Source organism: Trinickia symbiotica (assembly GCF_003028655.1).
GTDB lineage: Bacteria > Pseudomonadota > Gammaproteobacteria > Burkholderiales > Burkholderiaceae > Trinickia > Trinickia symbiotica_A.
Window position 1 is genome coordinate 38,939 of the sequence record NZ_PYUC01000028.1, and the last position, 17,349, is coordinate 56,287.

Annotated in this window: 14 protein-coding genes; 9 read left to right on the forward strand and 5 right to left on the reverse strand. The window is 64.3% G+C overall.

The genetic code is table 11. From position 1 onward, the window contains the following. Positions 1-26 precede the first annotated feature (26 nt). On the reverse strand, positions 27-1,091 hold the full coding sequence (locus C9I57_RS31385; RefSeq protein WP_107154394.1) for a hypothetical protein: 1,065 nt from the start codon (positions 1,089-1,091) through the stop codon (positions 27-29). Positions 1,092-1,488: 397 nt separating this feature from the next. On the opposite strand from C9I57_RS31385, the gene C9I57_RS31390 reads away from it, so the two are divergent. From C9I57_RS31390 to C9I57_RS31430, 9 genes are all read left to right on the forward strand, one after another. Beyond that, positions 1,489-2,169, forward strand: a complete 681-nt coding sequence (locus C9I57_RS31390) for a dienelactone hydrolase family protein (RefSeq protein ID WP_107154395.1) — start codon at positions 1,489-1,491, stop codon at positions 2,167-2,169. A 65-nt stretch (positions 2,170-2,234) separates the two neighbouring features. Continuing rightward, entirely contained in the window at positions 2,235-2,735 is a 501-nt protein-coding gene (locus C9I57_RS31395) for a hypothetical protein (protein ID WP_146166299.1), read from the forward strand. Between the two features lie 106 nt (positions 2,736-2,841). Next, a complete protein-coding gene (locus C9I57_RS31400) occupies positions 2,842-3,453 on the forward strand; it encodes a YceI family protein (RefSeq protein WP_107154397.1) in 612 nt (203 codons plus the stop codon). A gap of 190 nt (positions 3,454-3,643) precedes the next feature. Beyond that, the gene (locus C9I57_RS31405) at positions 3,644-5,095 is read left to right on the forward strand and encodes a carbohydrate porin (RefSeq protein ID WP_107154411.1); all 1,452 of its coding nucleotides are present in this window, start codon (positions 3,644-3,646) and stop codon (positions 5,093-5,095) included. A gap of 142 nt (positions 5,096-5,237) precedes the next feature. Beyond that, the gene (locus C9I57_RS31410) at positions 5,238-6,341 is read left to right on the forward strand and encodes a hypothetical protein (RefSeq protein ID WP_258187922.1); all 1,104 of its coding nucleotides are present in this window, start codon (positions 5,238-5,240) and stop codon (positions 6,339-6,341) included. Between the two features lie 2 nt (positions 6,342-6,343). Further along, positions 6,344-7,630, forward strand: a complete 1,287-nt coding sequence (gene efeB, locus C9I57_RS31415) for an iron uptake transporter deferrochelatase/peroxidase subunit (RefSeq protein ID WP_107154398.1) — start codon at positions 6,344-6,346, stop codon at positions 7,628-7,630. A gap of 77 nt (positions 7,631-7,707) precedes the next feature. Further along, positions 7,708-8,739, forward strand: a complete 1,032-nt coding sequence (locus tag C9I57_RS31420) for an iron ABC transporter substrate-binding protein (RefSeq protein ID WP_107154399.1) — start codon at positions 7,708-7,710, stop codon at positions 8,737-8,739. A gap of 22 nt (positions 8,740-8,761) precedes the next feature. Further along, positions 8,762-10,363: an ABC transporter permease gene (locus C9I57_RS31425; RefSeq protein ID WP_107154400.1), complete on the forward strand. Its 1,602-nt coding sequence runs from the start codon at positions 8,762-8,764 to the stop codon at positions 10,361-10,363. A gap of 60 nt (positions 10,364-10,423) precedes the next feature. Next, positions 10,424-11,491 carry an ABC transporter ATP-binding protein gene (locus C9I57_RS31430; RefSeq protein ID WP_107154401.1) on the forward strand — a complete coding sequence of 356 codons (1,068 nt, stop codon included), beginning with the start codon at positions 10,424-10,426 and terminating at the stop codon, positions 11,489-11,491. A gap of 63 nt (positions 11,492-11,554) precedes the next feature. Here C9I57_RS31430 and prpF read toward each other — a convergent pair whose 3' ends face one another. The 4 genes from prpF to C9I57_RS31450 form a co-directional block, all read right to left on the reverse strand. After that, positions 11,555-12,751 (reverse strand): 2-methylaconitate cis-trans isomerase PrpF, encoded by a 1,197-nt coding sequence (prpF, locus tag C9I57_RS31435; RefSeq protein WP_107154402.1) that lies wholly within the window; start codon positions 12,749-12,751, stop codon positions 11,555-11,557. Positions 12,752-12,823: 72 nt separating this feature from the next. Beyond that, complete coding sequence (gene acnD, locus C9I57_RS31440) at positions 12,824-15,439, reverse strand: Fe/S-dependent 2-methylisocitrate dehydratase AcnD (RefSeq protein ID WP_107154403.1); 2,616 nt, start codon at positions 15,437-15,439, stop codon at positions 12,824-12,826. A 28-nt stretch (positions 15,440-15,467) separates the two neighbouring features. Further along, the gene (locus C9I57_RS31445) at positions 15,468-17,111 is read right to left on the reverse strand and encodes an acyl-CoA synthetase (protein WP_107154404.1); all 1,644 of its coding nucleotides are present in this window, start codon (positions 17,109-17,111) and stop codon (positions 15,468-15,470) included. 53 nt (positions 17,112-17,164) lie between these two features. Beyond that, a partial coding sequence (locus tag C9I57_RS31450; protein WP_308836382.1) for a citrate/2-methylcitrate synthase occupies positions 17,165-17,349 on the reverse strand: 185 nt, incomplete at its 5' end.

Genomic DNA, 17,349 nt, shown 5'->3' on the forward strand with positions numbered 1-17,349 from the left:
ATCGATCCCGAAGTTGGGAGCCGTGCTCAGTCGGCAGGAATCGTGACGATCGGCGCCTTGGCGCTCGTATCGACTTGCGCGAGCGCCATCAGGTCCTGGACGACGGTGAACGCATATTTGGAATCGAAATCGTCGTGCTCGATCCAGTAGTTCGTGCCGTTGTAGCTTACCGTCACGTAGGCGTTCGATGGCGCGCCGCGGCCGCTCCGAACGATGATCGTGGGTCGTGTCTCGCCGCCGATCAACGGGACTGTCGATTTCGTCGCGCCCTTCGCGACTTCGGCATCGGGAACATCGATCTGCGCGCCGAGATCGCTCAGCACGGCGAGCACCGAGCGCGTCAGTATCGCGATCTGACCTGGCGGCGCCCATTGCCCGTACACGACTTCGAAACTGCCGGTGTCGGCGGGCAAGTGCAGCAGTCGTTTCAGCGCGGTGCGATCGGCTAGCGCACCCGGCGGATCGTCGGCGCTCTCCCTGATGGCGAGGAATACGCGGCTGGCCCCATTGCCATTGCGCGATTCGACGTTGAGATCGCCTTCGAGTTGAAGCCGCCTTGCGGCGCGCAGCAATTCGAAAAACGCGGGCGATCCCGCGCTGCCGGGGCCGCCGAGGGCCGTCCCGTTACGTAGATCGCCGATCGATTGGGCGACGATTCGGAGCAGCAGGTCCACGGGAATGCCGCCTTGCGCGAGCGGCAGCACGAGCGCCGGCGCCAGAGGGCGGATGAAGGCCGTTGCGAATGCGTCCCCGGTGGTCGGCACGAAAGTGAAGGTCGGGTGATTCGAATAGGACACCGAACCGGTCGCCGAGGCGTAGCTCGCTTGAGCGCCCGAGCCGAGATTGAGCGTCGGTCCGCCGCGCGCATCGAACGAATACGAGGCGATGATCTGGCTGACGCTGACGAACGAAGGTGCGTCGGCGTACCGCAACTGCACCATCGACGCGAGGATCGCGCGCTTGTTCGCCTCTCCGAGCGCGCGTGCGTAATCGACCTGATCCGCTTTCAGGTGTCCCGGGCCGATGAGCGAGCATGCGCTCGCAAGCATCGCCGCGCAGACGATGACGAGGGTTCGGCGTAAGCGTTTCATCACACATATCGAGTGGCGCTTCGGGCGAGCCGCACGACGCATGCCTGTCGCCGCCAGCGTCGCGCCGCGTGCGTTGCAGGCGCGCGAACCGGCTCGCCCTGTACCGGTTACGCGTACGCTTTACAGCGTTGCGCGAGAAGGTTGCGGGACTTGCGGTGGGTCTCGATGGAGGCCAATTGAAGGCTCTGCGTAAGAGGATTGCATGTCCGAGCTCGCGTTAGCGCTTTGGTGGCCAACCTGTAAGGCGGCCGAGGAAATGTGCGGTTGTCCACAGTTTCTGTGAACGTCTCTGTGGATATCTAGTGGGGCACCGCGCATAAGTCATTGACACGGCTCGACTTCCGTCTGCGGCATCGTCTTTGCGCGCAGTGAGGTATCCCCGCCCGGAGCAACGACGATGCAAACGGCAGATGTACAAATCCCCAGCGATGACCTCCTTCTCGACGGGACGCTGACGGTGCCGGATGCTGCCCGCGGCATCGTCGTATTCGCGCATGGCAGCGGCAGCAGTCGGCTCAGCCCGCGCAACCGCGATGTGGCGAGCGTTCTCGAGCACGCGGGTCTCGCGACACTGCTTTTCGATTTGCTGAGCGCCGATGAGTATCGGCAGGACGTGTTTTCGGCCGAATATCGCTTCGACATCCCGTTGCTCGCGCGAAGATTGGGCGGTGCGCTCGACTGGGTGCGCAGCCATGCCGTCTTGTCGTCGCTGCGAGTCGGCCTCTTCGGCGCCAGCACCGGCGCCGCTGCTGCGCTGAGCGCTGCGGCGCGCGACGATACCGTACGCGCGGTCGTCTCGCGCGGCGGTCGGCCCGACCTCGCGCGCGAGGCGCTCGAGCTTGTCAAGGCGCCCACGCTGCTGATCGTCGGCGAGATGGATAACGAAGTGGTGCGCCTCAATCAGTTCGCCGCTCAGCAACTCGCTTGCGAACATCGAATCGAGATCGTCCCCGGTGCCACGCATCTGTTCGAAGAGCCGGGCGCGCTCGAGCAGGTGGCGCAGCTCGCCGCGCAGTGGTTCGTCAAGCGGCTTGCTTCCGATGAGCGGGGTGAGCGAGAAGGGCGGCGACAGGAATAACCGACCACCGGCGAACGTTTAGTCGTTGGGGCCGGGCGTGGCCGGCGATCCTCTCGAGCCACATCATGGGAAACATTCTTCGGTGCGGGCCTGTGTGGGCGGCCGGCCTGCTATGCGCCGCGTGTGCCGGCGCGCAGACGTACGACGGGTCGAACGTCGACAATTCGTACATCGATACCTCACGGTGCCAAATCGTCTCCGGACAGACTCAGATCGAAGGCACGATGCAGCCGTTCGTCGGTCGAGCCTGCCTGCAGTCGAACGGCATCTGGGTTTTCGTGAGCGAGTACGGTTCCTGGGTGGCGCCGGCCGACGGCTACACGTATTACCCGTCGCCGTGGTGGTACGCGGAGTCGCCTTATTTCTTCGGCTCCACGGTGGTGTTCGTCGACCGCTTCCATCGGTTCCATCACTTCCATCATTTCGATCACGATTTCGATCACGGCTTCGGCCGCCATTTCCATGAGTGGAACCACATGCCTGCAGCCAGCAGCCGTCCGTCCGGAATCCACTCGTGGGGCGGCGGAATGCATGCATGGGGCGGAGGTGGCATGCGGCGAAATTGATCGGGTCTTGCCACGGCATTCTTCGGGTGAGGTCTGCACGACTCGATGTGCGGGTGCGTCTCGCGTTTGCGCCGTGCGCAACGACCTTGGTCGAGCACGGGGTGCAATGGCGTGGATTTGCGGAAGGCCGCTCGCGTTTGCCCTCGTGCTGGGTTTCATGTCGCAGATGGCATGGTCCGCGACGTTCGATGCGGCGACACGCCTGCCCGAGCATTACCGGCTGGTTCCGGAGCGCTCCAGCGTTGCATTGTCTGTCCAGATCATCGGACACACGCATTTGAGAATGCGTTTTCGACGCATCGACGCCGAGCTCGATCGGCCGCCCGGCCGCGCCGACGATCCGCTCGTTACCGTTACGATCGACGCGGCCAGCGTCGATGCGAACAAGCCCTTCGCGACACCCATCGTCAAAAGCCGGGCGGTGCTCGACGTCGAGCACTATCCGAGCATCCGGTTTGCGAGCACGCGCTTCGTCAGGACCGCAAACGGTACGGGCTTTTTGACAGGCAACCTCACCATTCGCGGCGCGACACGACCCGTTACGCTCTTCGTCACCTTCGAGCGAAGCGACGGCCATTCGTTGCGCGAGGACGAGTCGCTCTCGTTCGCGGCCGACGGCCACTTCAGCCGTGCTGCCTTCGGCTTGTCCGCCTGGTCTTCGACGATCGGCGACGACATCCATATGACGATCCACGCGGAATTCGTCCCTGTGCGCTGATCGATCCAGTAAGTAAATCGTAAAATTCGTTCGTCGCTAATCGTAATGCGAACGATTCGCATTGTCGTTGATGTTTTCGTTAGCGCTGCGTACAATTGCGCCCAACGTCGACGTCGACTTGCGCAGGAGTCCGAACGATTGTCGCTGCGACGATGGGCGCCCTCATTCAATCAACAAGAAAGGAAGTTCGATGACGCTTGCGTCACACGCTCGATGCGCTGGACACGCACCTTCGCGACGCCGTTTGGCGTGGTCCACCGCTTTGCTATGGAGCGCGCTGTTTTCTTCGGCCTCGTTCGCCGCCGGGACTCCCGATGCGTTGCCGCAATCCTCGGAAGAGGATCTGAACATCCAGGCGCAGCCGATCAGCCCGTGGACGGGCATCTGGACGCGGCAGACCCTGCTGGGCGACATCGGCGGGCTTCGGCCGTGGCTCGGCAAGTATGGCGTGACGCTCGGCATCACCGAGACGAGCGAATACCTCGCGAACCTGCGTGGCGGTCTGGCGCGCGGCGGCACGTACGACGGATTGACGACGATGACGCTCAACGTCGATACGCAAAAAGCGTTCGGCCTGCCGGGCGGCACCTTCAACGCGAGCGCGCTGCAGATCCATGGGCGCAACCTGAGCCAGGAAAACCTCGGCACCTACAACACGGCAAGCGGCATCGAGGCTCAGGACACCACGCGTCTCTGGGAGCTCTGGTATCAGCAGGCGTTTCTCGGTAAGCGCATCGACGTGAAGATCGGCCAGCAGAGTCTCGACCAGGAGTTCATGGTCAGCCAGTACGCGGCGACCTTCATCAATACGATGTTCGGTTGGCCGGGATTGCCTTCGTACGACATGCCGAACGGCGGCCCCGCCTATCCGCTGTCGTCGCTCGGCGTTCGCGTGCGCGGACAGATTACGCCTTCGCTGACGGCGCTTGCCGGCGTATTCGACGGCGATCCGCTCGGTAACGATCCGAGCAACCTGAGCGGCACGAATTTGAACCTACATAGCGGCGCGCTCTTCATCGGCGAGCTGCAGTATTCGATCAATCAGCCTGCCGAGGGCGAGATGGACTTCGGCAAGGCGCGCGGCCTGCCCGGGACCTACAAGATCGGCCTCTGGTACAACAACGAACGATTCGACGACCAGCGCTTCGACAATACGGGGCTTTCGCTCGCGAACCCGGCATCGACGGGCAGCGCTCAGCGGCATCACGGCGACTACAGCTTCTACGCCGTGGCCGATCAGATGATCTGGCGCCCCGATCCCGACGAGGCGAGGAGCATCGGTGTCTTCGCTCGCGTGATGGGCGCGCCCGGCGATCGCAATCTCGTCAGTTTCAGCGCGAACGCCGGCATCGTGATGAAAGCGCCGTTCAAGGGGCGCGATAACGACAGCGTCGGCCTCGGCCTCGCCTTCATTCAGATCGGCAACCGTGCAAGGGGGCTCGACCTCGATAGCGGCAATGTCGTGCGCGGCAGCGAGACGGCCGTTGAAGCGACCTATCAGTACCAGGTCACGCCGTGGTGGCAGTTGCAAGCCGATATGCAATACACGTTCAACGCGGGTGCCGGGCAAAACCCGAACGATCCGACGAAGGCACTCCGCAATACGTTCGTCGTCGGCGTGCGTACCAATATTATCTTCTAGGCTGATTCCCATCATGGCCCATCTATTTAGGAATCCTGACAACCGAGGCGCACGCGGATTTCGTTCGGTTGTTTCCGTGGTGCGAACATTCGTCGAGGCTTTTGCGAAGCGCCCTACGGCAAGGTCCGCGGCGGCTGCCGCGATGACCGTCGCAGTCGCGCTCGGCGGATCGATCGGACCAAGCACGGCATTCGCCGATCCGATCGGGTTTCTAGAAACCATCCATCGACATACGACGCTCATCAACACGGTGCCCGACAACGGCGACCAGAATCCCTATGCGATCACGATCGCACCGGTTTCGGCGGGAGCCGTAAAGCAGGGCGACGTGCTCGTCGACAACTTCAACAACTCCGCGAATCTACAGGGGACGGGCAGCACAATCGTCGACTATCGCCCGGACACGAAGCAAATGACGTTGTTCGCGTCGATTCCCCGTGAACTGAAAGACTGCCCGGGCGGAATCGGCCTTTCGACGGCGATGACGATGCTGAGGTCGGGCTGGATCATCGTCGGCAGCACGCCGAGCAACGACGGCACGACCGATACGAAGGGCGCGGGCTGCCTCGTCGTGCTCGACAGCCAGGGCAAGATCGTGTCGACGTTCGCGAGTCCGAATATCAACGATCCATGGGGCAACATGGCCGTCGTCGACAACGGCGGCACGGCGACGCTCTTCGTCAGCAACGCGGGTTTCGGTGTCGGCTCCGCCAAGGGCAACCCGCCGGTCTACAAGCAGGCCACCGTTCTTCGGCTCGACCTCGAGATCCCTGACGGCAAGCCGCCGGTTATCAAGCACGAGACGGTGATCGGCAGCGGCTTCGGTGCGCAGGCCGACAAAGGCGTGTTCCTCGTCGGGCCGACGGGCCTCGCGCTCTCGGCCGACAAGAAGCTGCTCTACGTGTCAGACGCCATCGGCAACCGGATCACCGAGATCGACGATCCGTTGACGCGCGACACGAGCGCGGGCGTCGGCCGCCAGCTGACGGCGGACGGCCTGCTGCACCGGCCGCTTGCGATGACGACCGCACCGAACGGTCACCTGCTCGTGACGAATGCGCTCAACGGCCAGGTCGTCGAGATCGATCCTCTGAGCGGCAAGCAAATCTACGCGCGATGGATCGATACCGATCGCGCGCAAACGCCGCCCGGAAACGGCGATCTGTTCGGCATCGCGATGACGCCCGAGGGCGACGGCTTCTATTACGTCCAGGACGACGTCAACACCCTCGTGCTGGCCAAGTGAACATGGCAAACGATCGGAACGGTCCATTTCAGCCCGCCCGGCGCGGCTTTCTGAAGGCGGGCGGCGCGGCCGCCGTCGCGGCTACCGCGTTGGGCACGGCCGCCGCCGCACAGGCGACGCCAGCCGCCGCGAACGACGATCCGTACCGGGCTCTCGAGCCGTTTTTCGGCCAGCACCAGGGCGGAATCGTGACGCCGCAACAGAGCCATACCTACGTCGCCGCACTCGACCTCACGACGAACAAGCGCGCCGATGTCATCGGCCTTCTGCGCGCGTGGACTGAAGCGGGGTCCCGGCTCACGCGCGGCGAGCCCGCCGCCTCGATCGACGGCCCGGACGATCGGCCGGCCGAAGACTCGGGCGAGGCGCTCGGGCTCGGCGCGGCTCGACTGACGATCACGTTCGGCTTCGGTCCCGGTTTGTTCGCGCTGGAAGGAAAGGACCGCTACGGTCTCGCGAATCGTCGTCCCGCCGCGCTCGTCGATTTGCCGCGCTTCAACGGCGACCAGCTGGTGCCCGAAAAGACCGGCGGCGACTTGTTCATCCAAGCCTGCGCGCACGATGCGCAAGTGGCTTTCCACGCCGTGCGCCAGCTTGCGCGGATCGGCAGCGGCGTCGCTCATATTCGATGGGGGCAGGCCGGTTTCCTCTCCGGCCCGCGTGGCGAGACGCCGCGCAATCTGATGGGTTTCAAGGACGGCACCAACAATCCTTCCATCAAAGATCCGCAACTCATGAACGAGTTCATCTGGGCCGGATCGGAAGGACCGGCCTGGATGCAGGGTGGAACCTATACGGTCGTGCGCCGGATCCGCATCACGCTCGAGCATTGGGATCAGATGGAGCGCGGCTTTCAGGAGTCGGTCTTCGGCCGGCAGAAGAAGACTGGCGCACCGCTCGGCAAGACGAACGAGTTCGATGCCCTCGATCTGGAGGCGGCCGATAAGGACGGTAATGCGGTGATTCCGGAGAATTCGCACGTGCGCTTGTCGAATCGCGCCACGAACAACGGCGCGCAGATTCTGCGCCGCTCCTACTCGTACAACGACGGCACGAACTTCTACATCGAACGCTGGCCGCCGTGGCGGCAGGAAACCGAGTACGATGCGGGGCTGATCTTCATCGCGCACCAACGCGACCCGCGTACAGGTTTTATTCCAATCAACGAGAGGCTCGCGAAGTTCGACATGATGAACCAGTTCACGACGCACATAGGCAGTGCGATATTCGCTTGCCCGCCGGGCGCGAAGCCCGGCTCGTTCATCGGCGCCGCGCTCTTCGACGCTTGACTCGATCGCGGGCCGACATCGACTCGTTCGGACTACTCAACAATTAATGCAGCAATAGTTTCACGGGAAATTCGATCATGAAGCAATTCCAATTCGGCAAGCGCGCGGCCGCCGCGGCACGTATCGCGGCGCTTGCACTCGCCGCGCTCGGCGCACTGCCGGACCTCGCGCATGCCGCATCGATCACGCTTTACAACGCGCAACACGAGCAACTCGTCGGTCGGCTCGCCAAGGATTTCGAGAAGGAAACGGGGATCACGGTCAAGATTCGCAACGGCGAAGGCCCCGCGCTTGCCGCGCAGATCGTCGCCGAGGGCTCGGCGACGCCGGCTGATGTTTATTTCACGGAGAACTCGCCCGAGTTGATGCTGCTCGAGGAGAAGGGCCTGCTCGGCGCGGTCGACGAGCAAACACTCGCCACGGTGCCGAAGCGGTACAGCTCGCCGACCGGGAAGTGGGTCGGCGTGTTCGCACGCGAAAACGTGCTGGCCTATAACACCGCCAAAGCACAGCCGGGGCAACTCCCTGCCTCGCTGATGGATCTTGCGAAGCCCGAGTGGAAAGGAAAAGTCGGCATCGCGCCGAGCGACGCGGATTTTCTGCCGCTCGTGAGCGGCGTTCTCGCGTCCAAAGGGCACGACGCGACGCTGGCCTGGCTCAAGGGTCTGAAGGCGAACGCGCAGATTTTCGACGACGAGGAAGGCGTGGTGGCCGCGGTCAATCGCGGCGCCGTCGCGACCGGCGTGATCAACAACTATTATTGGGATCGGTTGAACACGGAACTGGGCGCGAGCAAGATGCGCAGTGCGATCTATCACTTCGGCCATGGCGATATCGGCGCGCTCGTGAACGTGTCGGGTGCCGCCGTCCTCAAGACGGCGCACAATCCCGACGGCGCGCAGCGTTTCCTCGCGTATCTCGTCGGCCAAAAAGCGCAGACATTGATGGCGCAAAGCCACGTCGGCTACGAGTATCCGTTGCGCGCCGGCGTCGCCCCCGATCCGATGCTGAAGCCGTTCAACGAACTCGATCCGCCGGCGCTGACGATCGAGCAACTCGGCGACGATAGTCAGGCTGCCAAGCTGCTGCGAGAGGCGGGTCTGCTCTAGCCCTCGTTTGGATGAGCACACCGTGGTTTCGTTAGTCGAGCCAACTTCTCCCCCTGCCGCGCGCGGCGCGCGCCCGAACGCGCCGCGCCTCGTGACGCTCGCCGCGGCATTCGCCGCGCTGCTCGTGCTGTTGCCGCTCGCGTTCACGGTTTGGCGGGCGGCGAGTTTCGGATTCGACAACGCGGTCGAACTGATCTTCCGGCCGCTCGTCGGCGAACTGCTTGCGAACACGCTGCTGATCACGGTGACGGCCACCGTCGCGGCGGCGATCGTCGGCACCGCGGCGGCATGGTTCGTCGAGCGCACGGCGCTGCCGGCCCGCCGGGTCTGGGCCGTACTGATGGTCGCGCCGCTCGCGATGCCGCCGTTCATCACGAGCTACGCCTGGGTCTCGTTGAGTCTCGACTTGCAAGACTTCGCCGGCGCGCTGCTCGTCGTGACGTCGACTTACTTTCCGCTCGTCTATTTGCCTGTCGCGGCGGCGCTTCGCGGCATGGATCCGGCGCTCGAGGAGACCGCACGCTCGCTCGGCTGCGGACGCTTCGCGACGTTCGCGCGCGTGGTGCTGCCGCAGCTTCGCCCGGCCTTGCTCGGCGGCATGCTGCTCGTCGCGCTCAACGTCATGTCCGAATTCGGCGCGTTCTCGCTGCTTCGTTTTCGCACGTTCACGACCGAGATCTATGCGGAATATCGAACCAGCTTCGACGGCAGTGGAGCGGCATTGCTGGCCTGCCTGCTGATCGGGCTTTGCCTCGTGTGCGTTGCGCTCGAATTTCGCGTGCGAGGCGAAGCGCGCTATGCGCGTATCGACCGCGGCACACGGCGCGCGGTGCAGCGAGATCCGTTGCGAGGTTGGCGGTGGCTCGTCGCCGCTTGCTTGGCACTCCTCAGCATCGTCACGCTCGGCGTGCCGCTCGGCATGATAGGGTACTGGCTGACGCAGCATGGCGACGCGGCGATCACGCCGGTCGACGTGTCGCCGCAACTGCTCTTCGACGCGGCGAGCGCGTCGATCGGCTTCGGACTGACAGCGGCGTTGGTCACGACCGCGCTTGCGCTCCCGCTGTCGTTTCTGCTCGTGCGATATCCCGGCCGGCTCGCGATCGTGCTCGAGCGGATCGTCTTCGTCGCGCAGGGCGTGCCGGGCCTCGTCATCGCGCTCGCGCTCGTGTCGGTGGCGGTGCGTGCCTTGAGGCCTCTCTACCAGAGCACGGCGCTCCTCATCGTAGCCTATGCGATTCTGTGCCTGCCGCTCGCGCTCGTCAGCGTGCGCGCGGCACTCGCTCAGGTACCGCCTAGACTCGAAGAAACGGCGCGCTCGTTGGGTCTCGGGTGGATGGGAACGTTGCGCCGAGTGTTGTTCCCACTGACGAGCCCGGGCCTCGGCGCGGCCGCGACAATGGTGTTCATCGCGGTTTCCACCGAGCTCAACGCGACACTGTTGCTTTCTCCGCTCGACACGCATACGCTCGCGACGCAGGTCTGGAGCGATACGTCGACGCTGGCTTTCGCCGCGGCGGCACCCTATGCGGCGCTGCTCGTGATCATTTCGCTCGGCGCTTCGGCATTTCTGTTCGTGACGCTCGGCCGTTCGGCCTTGCATGTCGGTACCGGGGATCAATAATCGGCAGGCAGCGGCGGGGGCATCGCTTTGCGACGCGACGCGCGACGCCGTCGACACAATATGAGCAATCTATCCATACAGGGCCTCTGGAAGACGTTCGAGGGCCATGCCGTGCTGCGCGGGGTCGATCTGTCCGTGAAGAGCGGCGCGTTGTTGGCGCTTCTCGGCCCGTCGGGCAGCGGAAAGACGACGCTGCTTCGCACGGTCTGCGGTTTCGAGCGCGCGGACAGCGGCACCATCGCGATCGACGACCGGCGGGTGGCGGGCGAGGGCATGCACATGCGACCCGAAGCGCGGCGCGTCGGTTATGTCTCGCAGGAGGGGTCTTTGTTTCCGCATCTCTCGGTGGCGGAAAACATCGTGTTCGGCCTGCCCTATGCCAGACGTCGAACCCGCCATCGCGTCGCGGAGCTGCTCGAATTGGTCGGCTTGCCGGCTTCGTATGCCGATAGGCCGCCCCAGGCGTTGTCGGGCGGGCAGCAACAGCGCGTCGCGCTTGCCCGCGCGCTTGCGCCGTCGCCCAGAATCGTCATGCTCGATGAGCCGTTCTCGTCGCTCGATGCGGCGTTGCGCGCCGAAACGAGACAGGCTGTCGCCGCCGCGCTTGCACACGCGGGGGCGACGGCCGTACTCGTCACGCATGATCAATCGGAGGCGCTTTCGATGGGGCACGAGGTCGCCGTGCTGTGGAACGGTCGAATGATCCAGACGGCGGTACCCGACGAACTGTATCGGCGGCCTGTCACGCGCGAGCTTGCCTCCTTCATCGGCGAGGCGGTGCTGCTTCAGGGAATGGCGAGCGGCGCGGAGGTAGCGTGCGATCTCGGCCGACTCAGATTGGCGGCCCCTGTCGAAACAGGGACGGTCGACGTCATGGTGCGCCCAGAGCAGATCAAGGTCGAACCGGTCAGTTCGCAAGGCCAGGCGGATCGCGACGCGGTGGAAGCGACCGTCGAGGAAATCACCTTCTATGGACATGACGCCACGCTGAGCTTGCGGCTGGCCCAGCGTTCGGATCGGTCGAAGGAAGCCGCGGTGCGCGCGCGCGTGCCCGGCCATCAGGTTCCGGCAACGGGCGTTAGGGTGCGCCTCACTGTCGAAGGCGAGGTCATCGCCTACCCGCGTTGACTAATGCGTCGTTCATCCGCTTGCCGGCGCGGAACGCCGCGTCGGCCGCCGGCTTCATCGTCGTCAGGAGTCCTGATGAACGTCGGGCACCCGTACCCAGCCTTCCATTAGAACGCGTGCGCTGCGGCTCATGATTGCTTTCGTGACGACCCACTCGCCGTCTCGCAGCATAGCTTCGGCGCCGACGCGCAGCGTGCCCGACGGGTGGCCGAACCGGACGGCATCGCGCTTTCCGCCGCCGGCCGCCAGATTGACGAGCGTGCCAGGAATCGCCGCCGCGGTCGCGATCGCGACGGCAGCCGTACCCATCATCGCGTGATGGAGCTTGCCCATCGAGACGGCTCGTACCAACAGGTCGACGTCGGCGGCTTGGACCGCCTTGCCGCTCGAGGCGACGTAATCGGCCGGCGGCGCGACGAACGCGACTTTCGGCGTGTGCTGCCTCGTCGCGATTTCATCGAGCTGAGTGATGAGCCCCATTCGCAGCGCACCGTGGGCGCGGATCGTCTCGAGCCTCGACAGCGCCCCGGCATCGCCGTTGATGGCTTCCTGTAATTCGGTGCCTCGATACCCGATTGCCTCGGCGTCCACGAAAATCGTCGGAATGCCCGCATTGATCATCGTCGCCCTCAGGGTGCCGATGCCCGGTACGTCCAGATCGTCGATGACGTTCCCCGTCGGGAACATGGTGCCGCCCGCGCCTTCCTCGTCGGCGGCAGGGTCCATGAACTCGAGCTGGATCTCCGCCGCTGGAAACGTGACGCCGTCGAGCTCGAAATCGCCCGTCTCCCGCACCCTGCCATCCACGACCGGCACATGCGCGACGATCGTCTTGCCGATATTGGCCTGCCAGATTCTGACGACGGCGGTGCCGTTGCGCGGAATGCGGCTCGCGTCGACGAGCCCGGCGCTGATCGCGAACGGGCCGACGGCCGCAGACAGATTGCCGCAGTTTCCGCTCCAATCCACGAACGGCCGGTCGATCGATACCTGGCCGAACAAGTAATCGACATCGTGATCGGGCCGGCTGCTCTTGCCGACGATCACGGCCTTGCTCGTGCTCGACGTGGCGCCTCCCATTCCGTCGATGTGCTTGCCGTACGGATCGGGGCTGCCGATGACGCGCAGCAACAGCGCGTCGCGCGCGGCGCCCGGCATGCGCGCGTTTTGAGGCAGATCCTCGAGTCGGAAAAAGACACCTTTGCTGGTGCCGCCGCGCATATATATAGCGGGAATCCTGAGCTGCGGAAGGTACGTCATTATTCGGTAGTCCTTAGGAAACAGCGGCGATCGGTCTCCTATCGCCGCAAACTGTCTCGCCGCGAGCGGTCGTCAAGCCGAGCCGAGAGCGTCTTGGTCGGCAAGCGACGATTCGAGAAAGTCCTGTGCAAAGCGTTGCAGCACACCGCCGGCTTCGTAGATCGACACCTCTTCGGCCGTATCGAGCCGGCAGGTGACGGGAACATCCACGCGCTCGCCATTTCGGCGGCGAATGACGAGCGTCATCTCGTTTCTTGCGCGGCGCTCGCCGACGACATCGAACGTCTCGGTGCCATCGATGCCGAGCGTAATGCGGTTGACGCCTGGCTTGAATTCGAGCGGCAATACGCCCATGCCGACCAGATTTGTCCGGTGAATGCGCTCGAACCCTTCGGCGACGATCGCTTCGACGCCCGCGAGCCGGACGCCCTTCGCGGCCCAGTCGCGCGACGAGCCCTGGCCATAATCGGCGCCCGCGATGACGATCAGCGGCTGCTTGCGCGACATGTAGGTTTCGATCGCTTCCCACATCCGTGTGATTTTGCCTTCGGGCTCGATGCGAGCCAGCGAACCGGCCTTCACCTTGCCGTCTTCGACGACCATCTCGTTCTTCAGCGTCGGGTTGGCGAACGTCGCGCGTTGCGCGGTCAGGTGGTCGCCGCGGTGTGTCGCATACGAGTTGAAGTCCTCTTCGGGCAGGCCCATCTTCGCCAGATACTCGCCGGCGGCGCTGTCGGGGAGAATCGCGTTCGACGGAGACAGGTGATCGGTCGTGATGTTGTCGCCGAGCACGGCGAGCGCACGCAGGCCCGCAAGCGTGCGCTCGCCGGCCAGTGCACCCTCCCAGTACGGCGGGCGGCGGATATAAGTGCTGCGCTCGCGCCAGTCGTAAAGCGGGCTGACGGTTTTGCCGTCGTCGGCGGAAACGGCGAACATCGGTTCGTAGACCTGACGAAATTGCTCGGGCTTCACACTGGCGGCGACAATGGCGTCGATCTCTTCGTCGGAGGGCCAGATGTCCGTCAGCGTCACCGGCGTACCGTCGGGGCCGATGCCGAGCACATCGTTTTCGATGTCGAAGCGGATCGTGCCGGCGATCGCATAGGCGACGACGAGCGGAGGCGAGGCCAGGAACGCCTGCTTCGCGTACGGATGGATGCGCCCGTCGAAGTTGCGATTGCCCGACAGCACGGCGGTCGCATAGAGGTCGCGCTCGACGATCTCCCGCTGAATCGCCGGGTCGAGCGCGCCCGACATGCCGTTGCACGAGGTGCAGGCATAGGCGACGACGCCGAACCCCAGCTGCTCGAGCTCGGGCAACAAGCCTGCTGCCTCGAGGTAGAGCGTCACGGCTTTCGATCCGGGCGCGAGCGAGCTCTTGACCCAGGGCTTGCGCGCGAGGCCGCGCCGGTTGGCATTACGCGCGAGCAGCCCGGCCGCGATCATGTTGCGCGGGTTGTTCGTATTGGTGCAGCTCGTGATGGCGGCGATGATGACCGCCCCGTCGGGCAATTTTCCGGGCTCGATGTCCACCACGCCGCTGATGCCGCGCGCGGCGAGCTCCGAGGTTGGCACGCGTCGATGCGGATTCGACGGCCCGGCGATATTGCGCGTCACCGACGAGAGATCGAACCGCAAGACGCGCTCGTATTCGGCGTGCCGGAGGCTGTCGGCCCACAGGCCCGCCTCCTTGGCATAGATCTCGACGAGCTTCACGAGCGCATCGTCGCGTCCCGTGAGCTTCAGATAGGCGATGGTCTGTTCGTCGATATGGAACATCGCCGCTGTCGCGCCGTACTCGGGCGCCATGTTCGAAATCGTCGCGCGATCGCCAAGCGTGAGGCGCGCGGCGCCCTCGCCATGGAACTCGAGATACGACGAAACGACCTTTTCCTTGCGCAGGAATTCCGTCAAGGCGAGCACGATATCCGTTGCGGTGATGCCGGGCTCGCGCTTGCCGGTCAGCTCGACGCCGACGATATCGGGCAGCCGCATCCACGACGCGCGGCCTAGCATGACGCTTTCGGCTTCGAGCCCGCCCACGCCGATCGCGATGACGCCGAGTGCGTCGACCATCGGTGTATGCGAATCTGTTCCGACGAGCGTATCCGGAAACGCCACGCCGTCGCGCACCTGGATCACGGGACTCATCCGCTCGAGATTGATCTGATGCAGGATGCCATTGCCCGGCGGAATCACGTCGACGTTACGAAAAGCCTTTTTAGTCCAATCGATGAAATGGAAGCGGTCTTCGTTGCGTCGTTCTTCGATTGCGCGATTCTTTGCGAATGCATCCTTGTCGTAGCCGCCGCACTCGACGGCCAGCGAGTGGTCGACGACGAGCTGTGTCGGCACGACGGGATTCACCAGCGCGGGATCGCCGCCGCGCGCTGCAATGGCGTCGCGCAGCCCCGCGAGATCGACGAGGGCGGTCTGGCCGAGAATGTCGTGGCAGACGACGCGCGCGGGATACCAGGGGAAATCGAGGTCGCGCCTGCGTTCGACGAGTTGGGCGAGCGAGGCTTCGAGCGTTTCCGGCTCGCAGCGGCGCACGAGGTTTTCGGCCAGTACGCGCGACGTGTAAGGCAATTTTTCGTAGGCCCCCGGCCAGATCGCGTCGATGGCGGCGCGCGCATCGAAGCAATCGAACCGGGTGCCGGGCAGGGGCTTGCGATAGTGTTCGTTCATGGAGTGGGTGAGAGGGAAAGCGTCCGTATCAAACGTCGATGGCGGCCACGGAGCGGGCACGCTTACGTAATTCGAACTTCTGGATCTTGCCGGTTGCCGTTTTCGGCAGTTCGCAGAATTCCACTGCGCGCGGCACCTTGAAGCCGGCCAGGTGAGCCTTGCAATGCGCGATCAGGTCCGCGGCCGTGGCCGTCGCCCCGGCCTTCAGTTCGACGAACGCGCAGGGTGTCTCGCCCCAGCGCTCGTCGGGCTTCGCGACGACGGCCACGGCGAGAACGTCGGGGTGGCGATAGAGCACATCCTCGACCTCGATGCTCGAGATGTTCTCGCCGCCCGAGATGATGATGTCCTTGCTGCGATCCTTGATGCGGATATAGCCGTCCGGGTACACCACGCCAAGATCGCCCGAGTGAAACCAGCCGCCGCGGAAGGCTTCCTCGGTCGCTGTCGGATTCTTGAGGTAGCCTTTCATCGTGATGTTGCCGCGAAACATGAGTTCGCCGATCGTTTCGCCGTCGGCGGGGACAGGCGCCATCGTGTCTCGATCGAGCACGACGACGGCATCCTGCAGGTGATAGGCGACGCCCTGTCGCGCGTTGAGGCGTGCGCGCTCGCCGATGTCGAGCGACTTCCACTCCTCCTGCTGCGGGCATACAGCGGCCGGGCCGTACACCTCGGTCAGGCCGTAGACGTGCGTCAGCTCGAAGCCGAGCTTCTCGAGGCTCTCGATCAGCGCGGCGGGCGGCGCCGCGCCGGCCACCATCGCATTCACGCGATGTTCGATGCCGGCCTTCAGTTCCGCGGGCGCGTTGACGAGCATGTTGTGCACGATCGGCGCGCCGCAATAGTGGGTGACGCGCTCGTTGCGGATGAGATCGAAGATCGTCTTCGGCTCGACCTTGCGGAGGCAGACGTTGACGCCCGCGCGCGCGGCCACGGTCCACGGAAAGCACCAGCCGTTGCAGTGAAACATCGGCAGCGTCCACAAGTACACGGCGTGCTTCGGCATGTCCCATTCGAGGATGTTGCTGATCGCGTTCGTATAGGCGCCGCGATGGTGGTAGACGACGCCTTTTGGATTGCCCGTCGTGCCCGACGTGTAATTGAGGCTGATGGCGTTCCATTCGTCGGACGGTGGCTGCCATTCGAAGGCTGGATTTCCGCCTTCGAGCAGCGCTTCATATTCGATCTCGCCGATTCGTTCCCCGGAGCCCTCGTACATCGGGTCGTCGACATCGACGACGAGGATCGGCCGCTCCACGCCTGCCAGTACGGTTCGCATGACCGCTGAAAACTCGCGGTCGACGAATATCGCCTTCGCTTCGCCGTGGTTCAGCATGAATGCGAGCGTGGCCGCATCGAGGCGCGTATTGAGCGTGTTGAGGACCGCGCCGATCATCGGCACCCCGAAATGTGCCTCGACCATCGCCGGCGTGTTCGGCAGCATCACGGCCACGGTGTCGCCGAAGCCGATGCCGCGGGCGCTCAACGCCGAGGCGAGGCGGCGCGTGCGCGCATAGGTCTCGGCCCAAGTTCGCCTTACGCTGCCATGCACCACGGCAAGGCGCGAAGGATAGACCGCTGCGCTGCGCTCGATGAACTTCAGCGGCGTGAGCGCCGTGTAGTTCGCCGCGTTCTTATCGAGGCCTGTCTCGTACATTTCGGCGGTCATGGCTGTCTCCTTACCATGTCGAATAGCGGGTTGATTGCCCCTATCCGCGCCGCTCAACGTTTTCCGATCGGCACGAAGTCGAGGTCTTCCGGTCCCGTGTAATTGGCGCTCGGCCGGATGATCTTGTTGTCGATCCGCTGCTCGATGATGTGCGCGCTCCAGCCGGAGGTGCGCGAGATCACGAAGAGCGGCGTGAACATCGCCGTCGGCACGCCCATCAGGTGATAGGACACGGCGC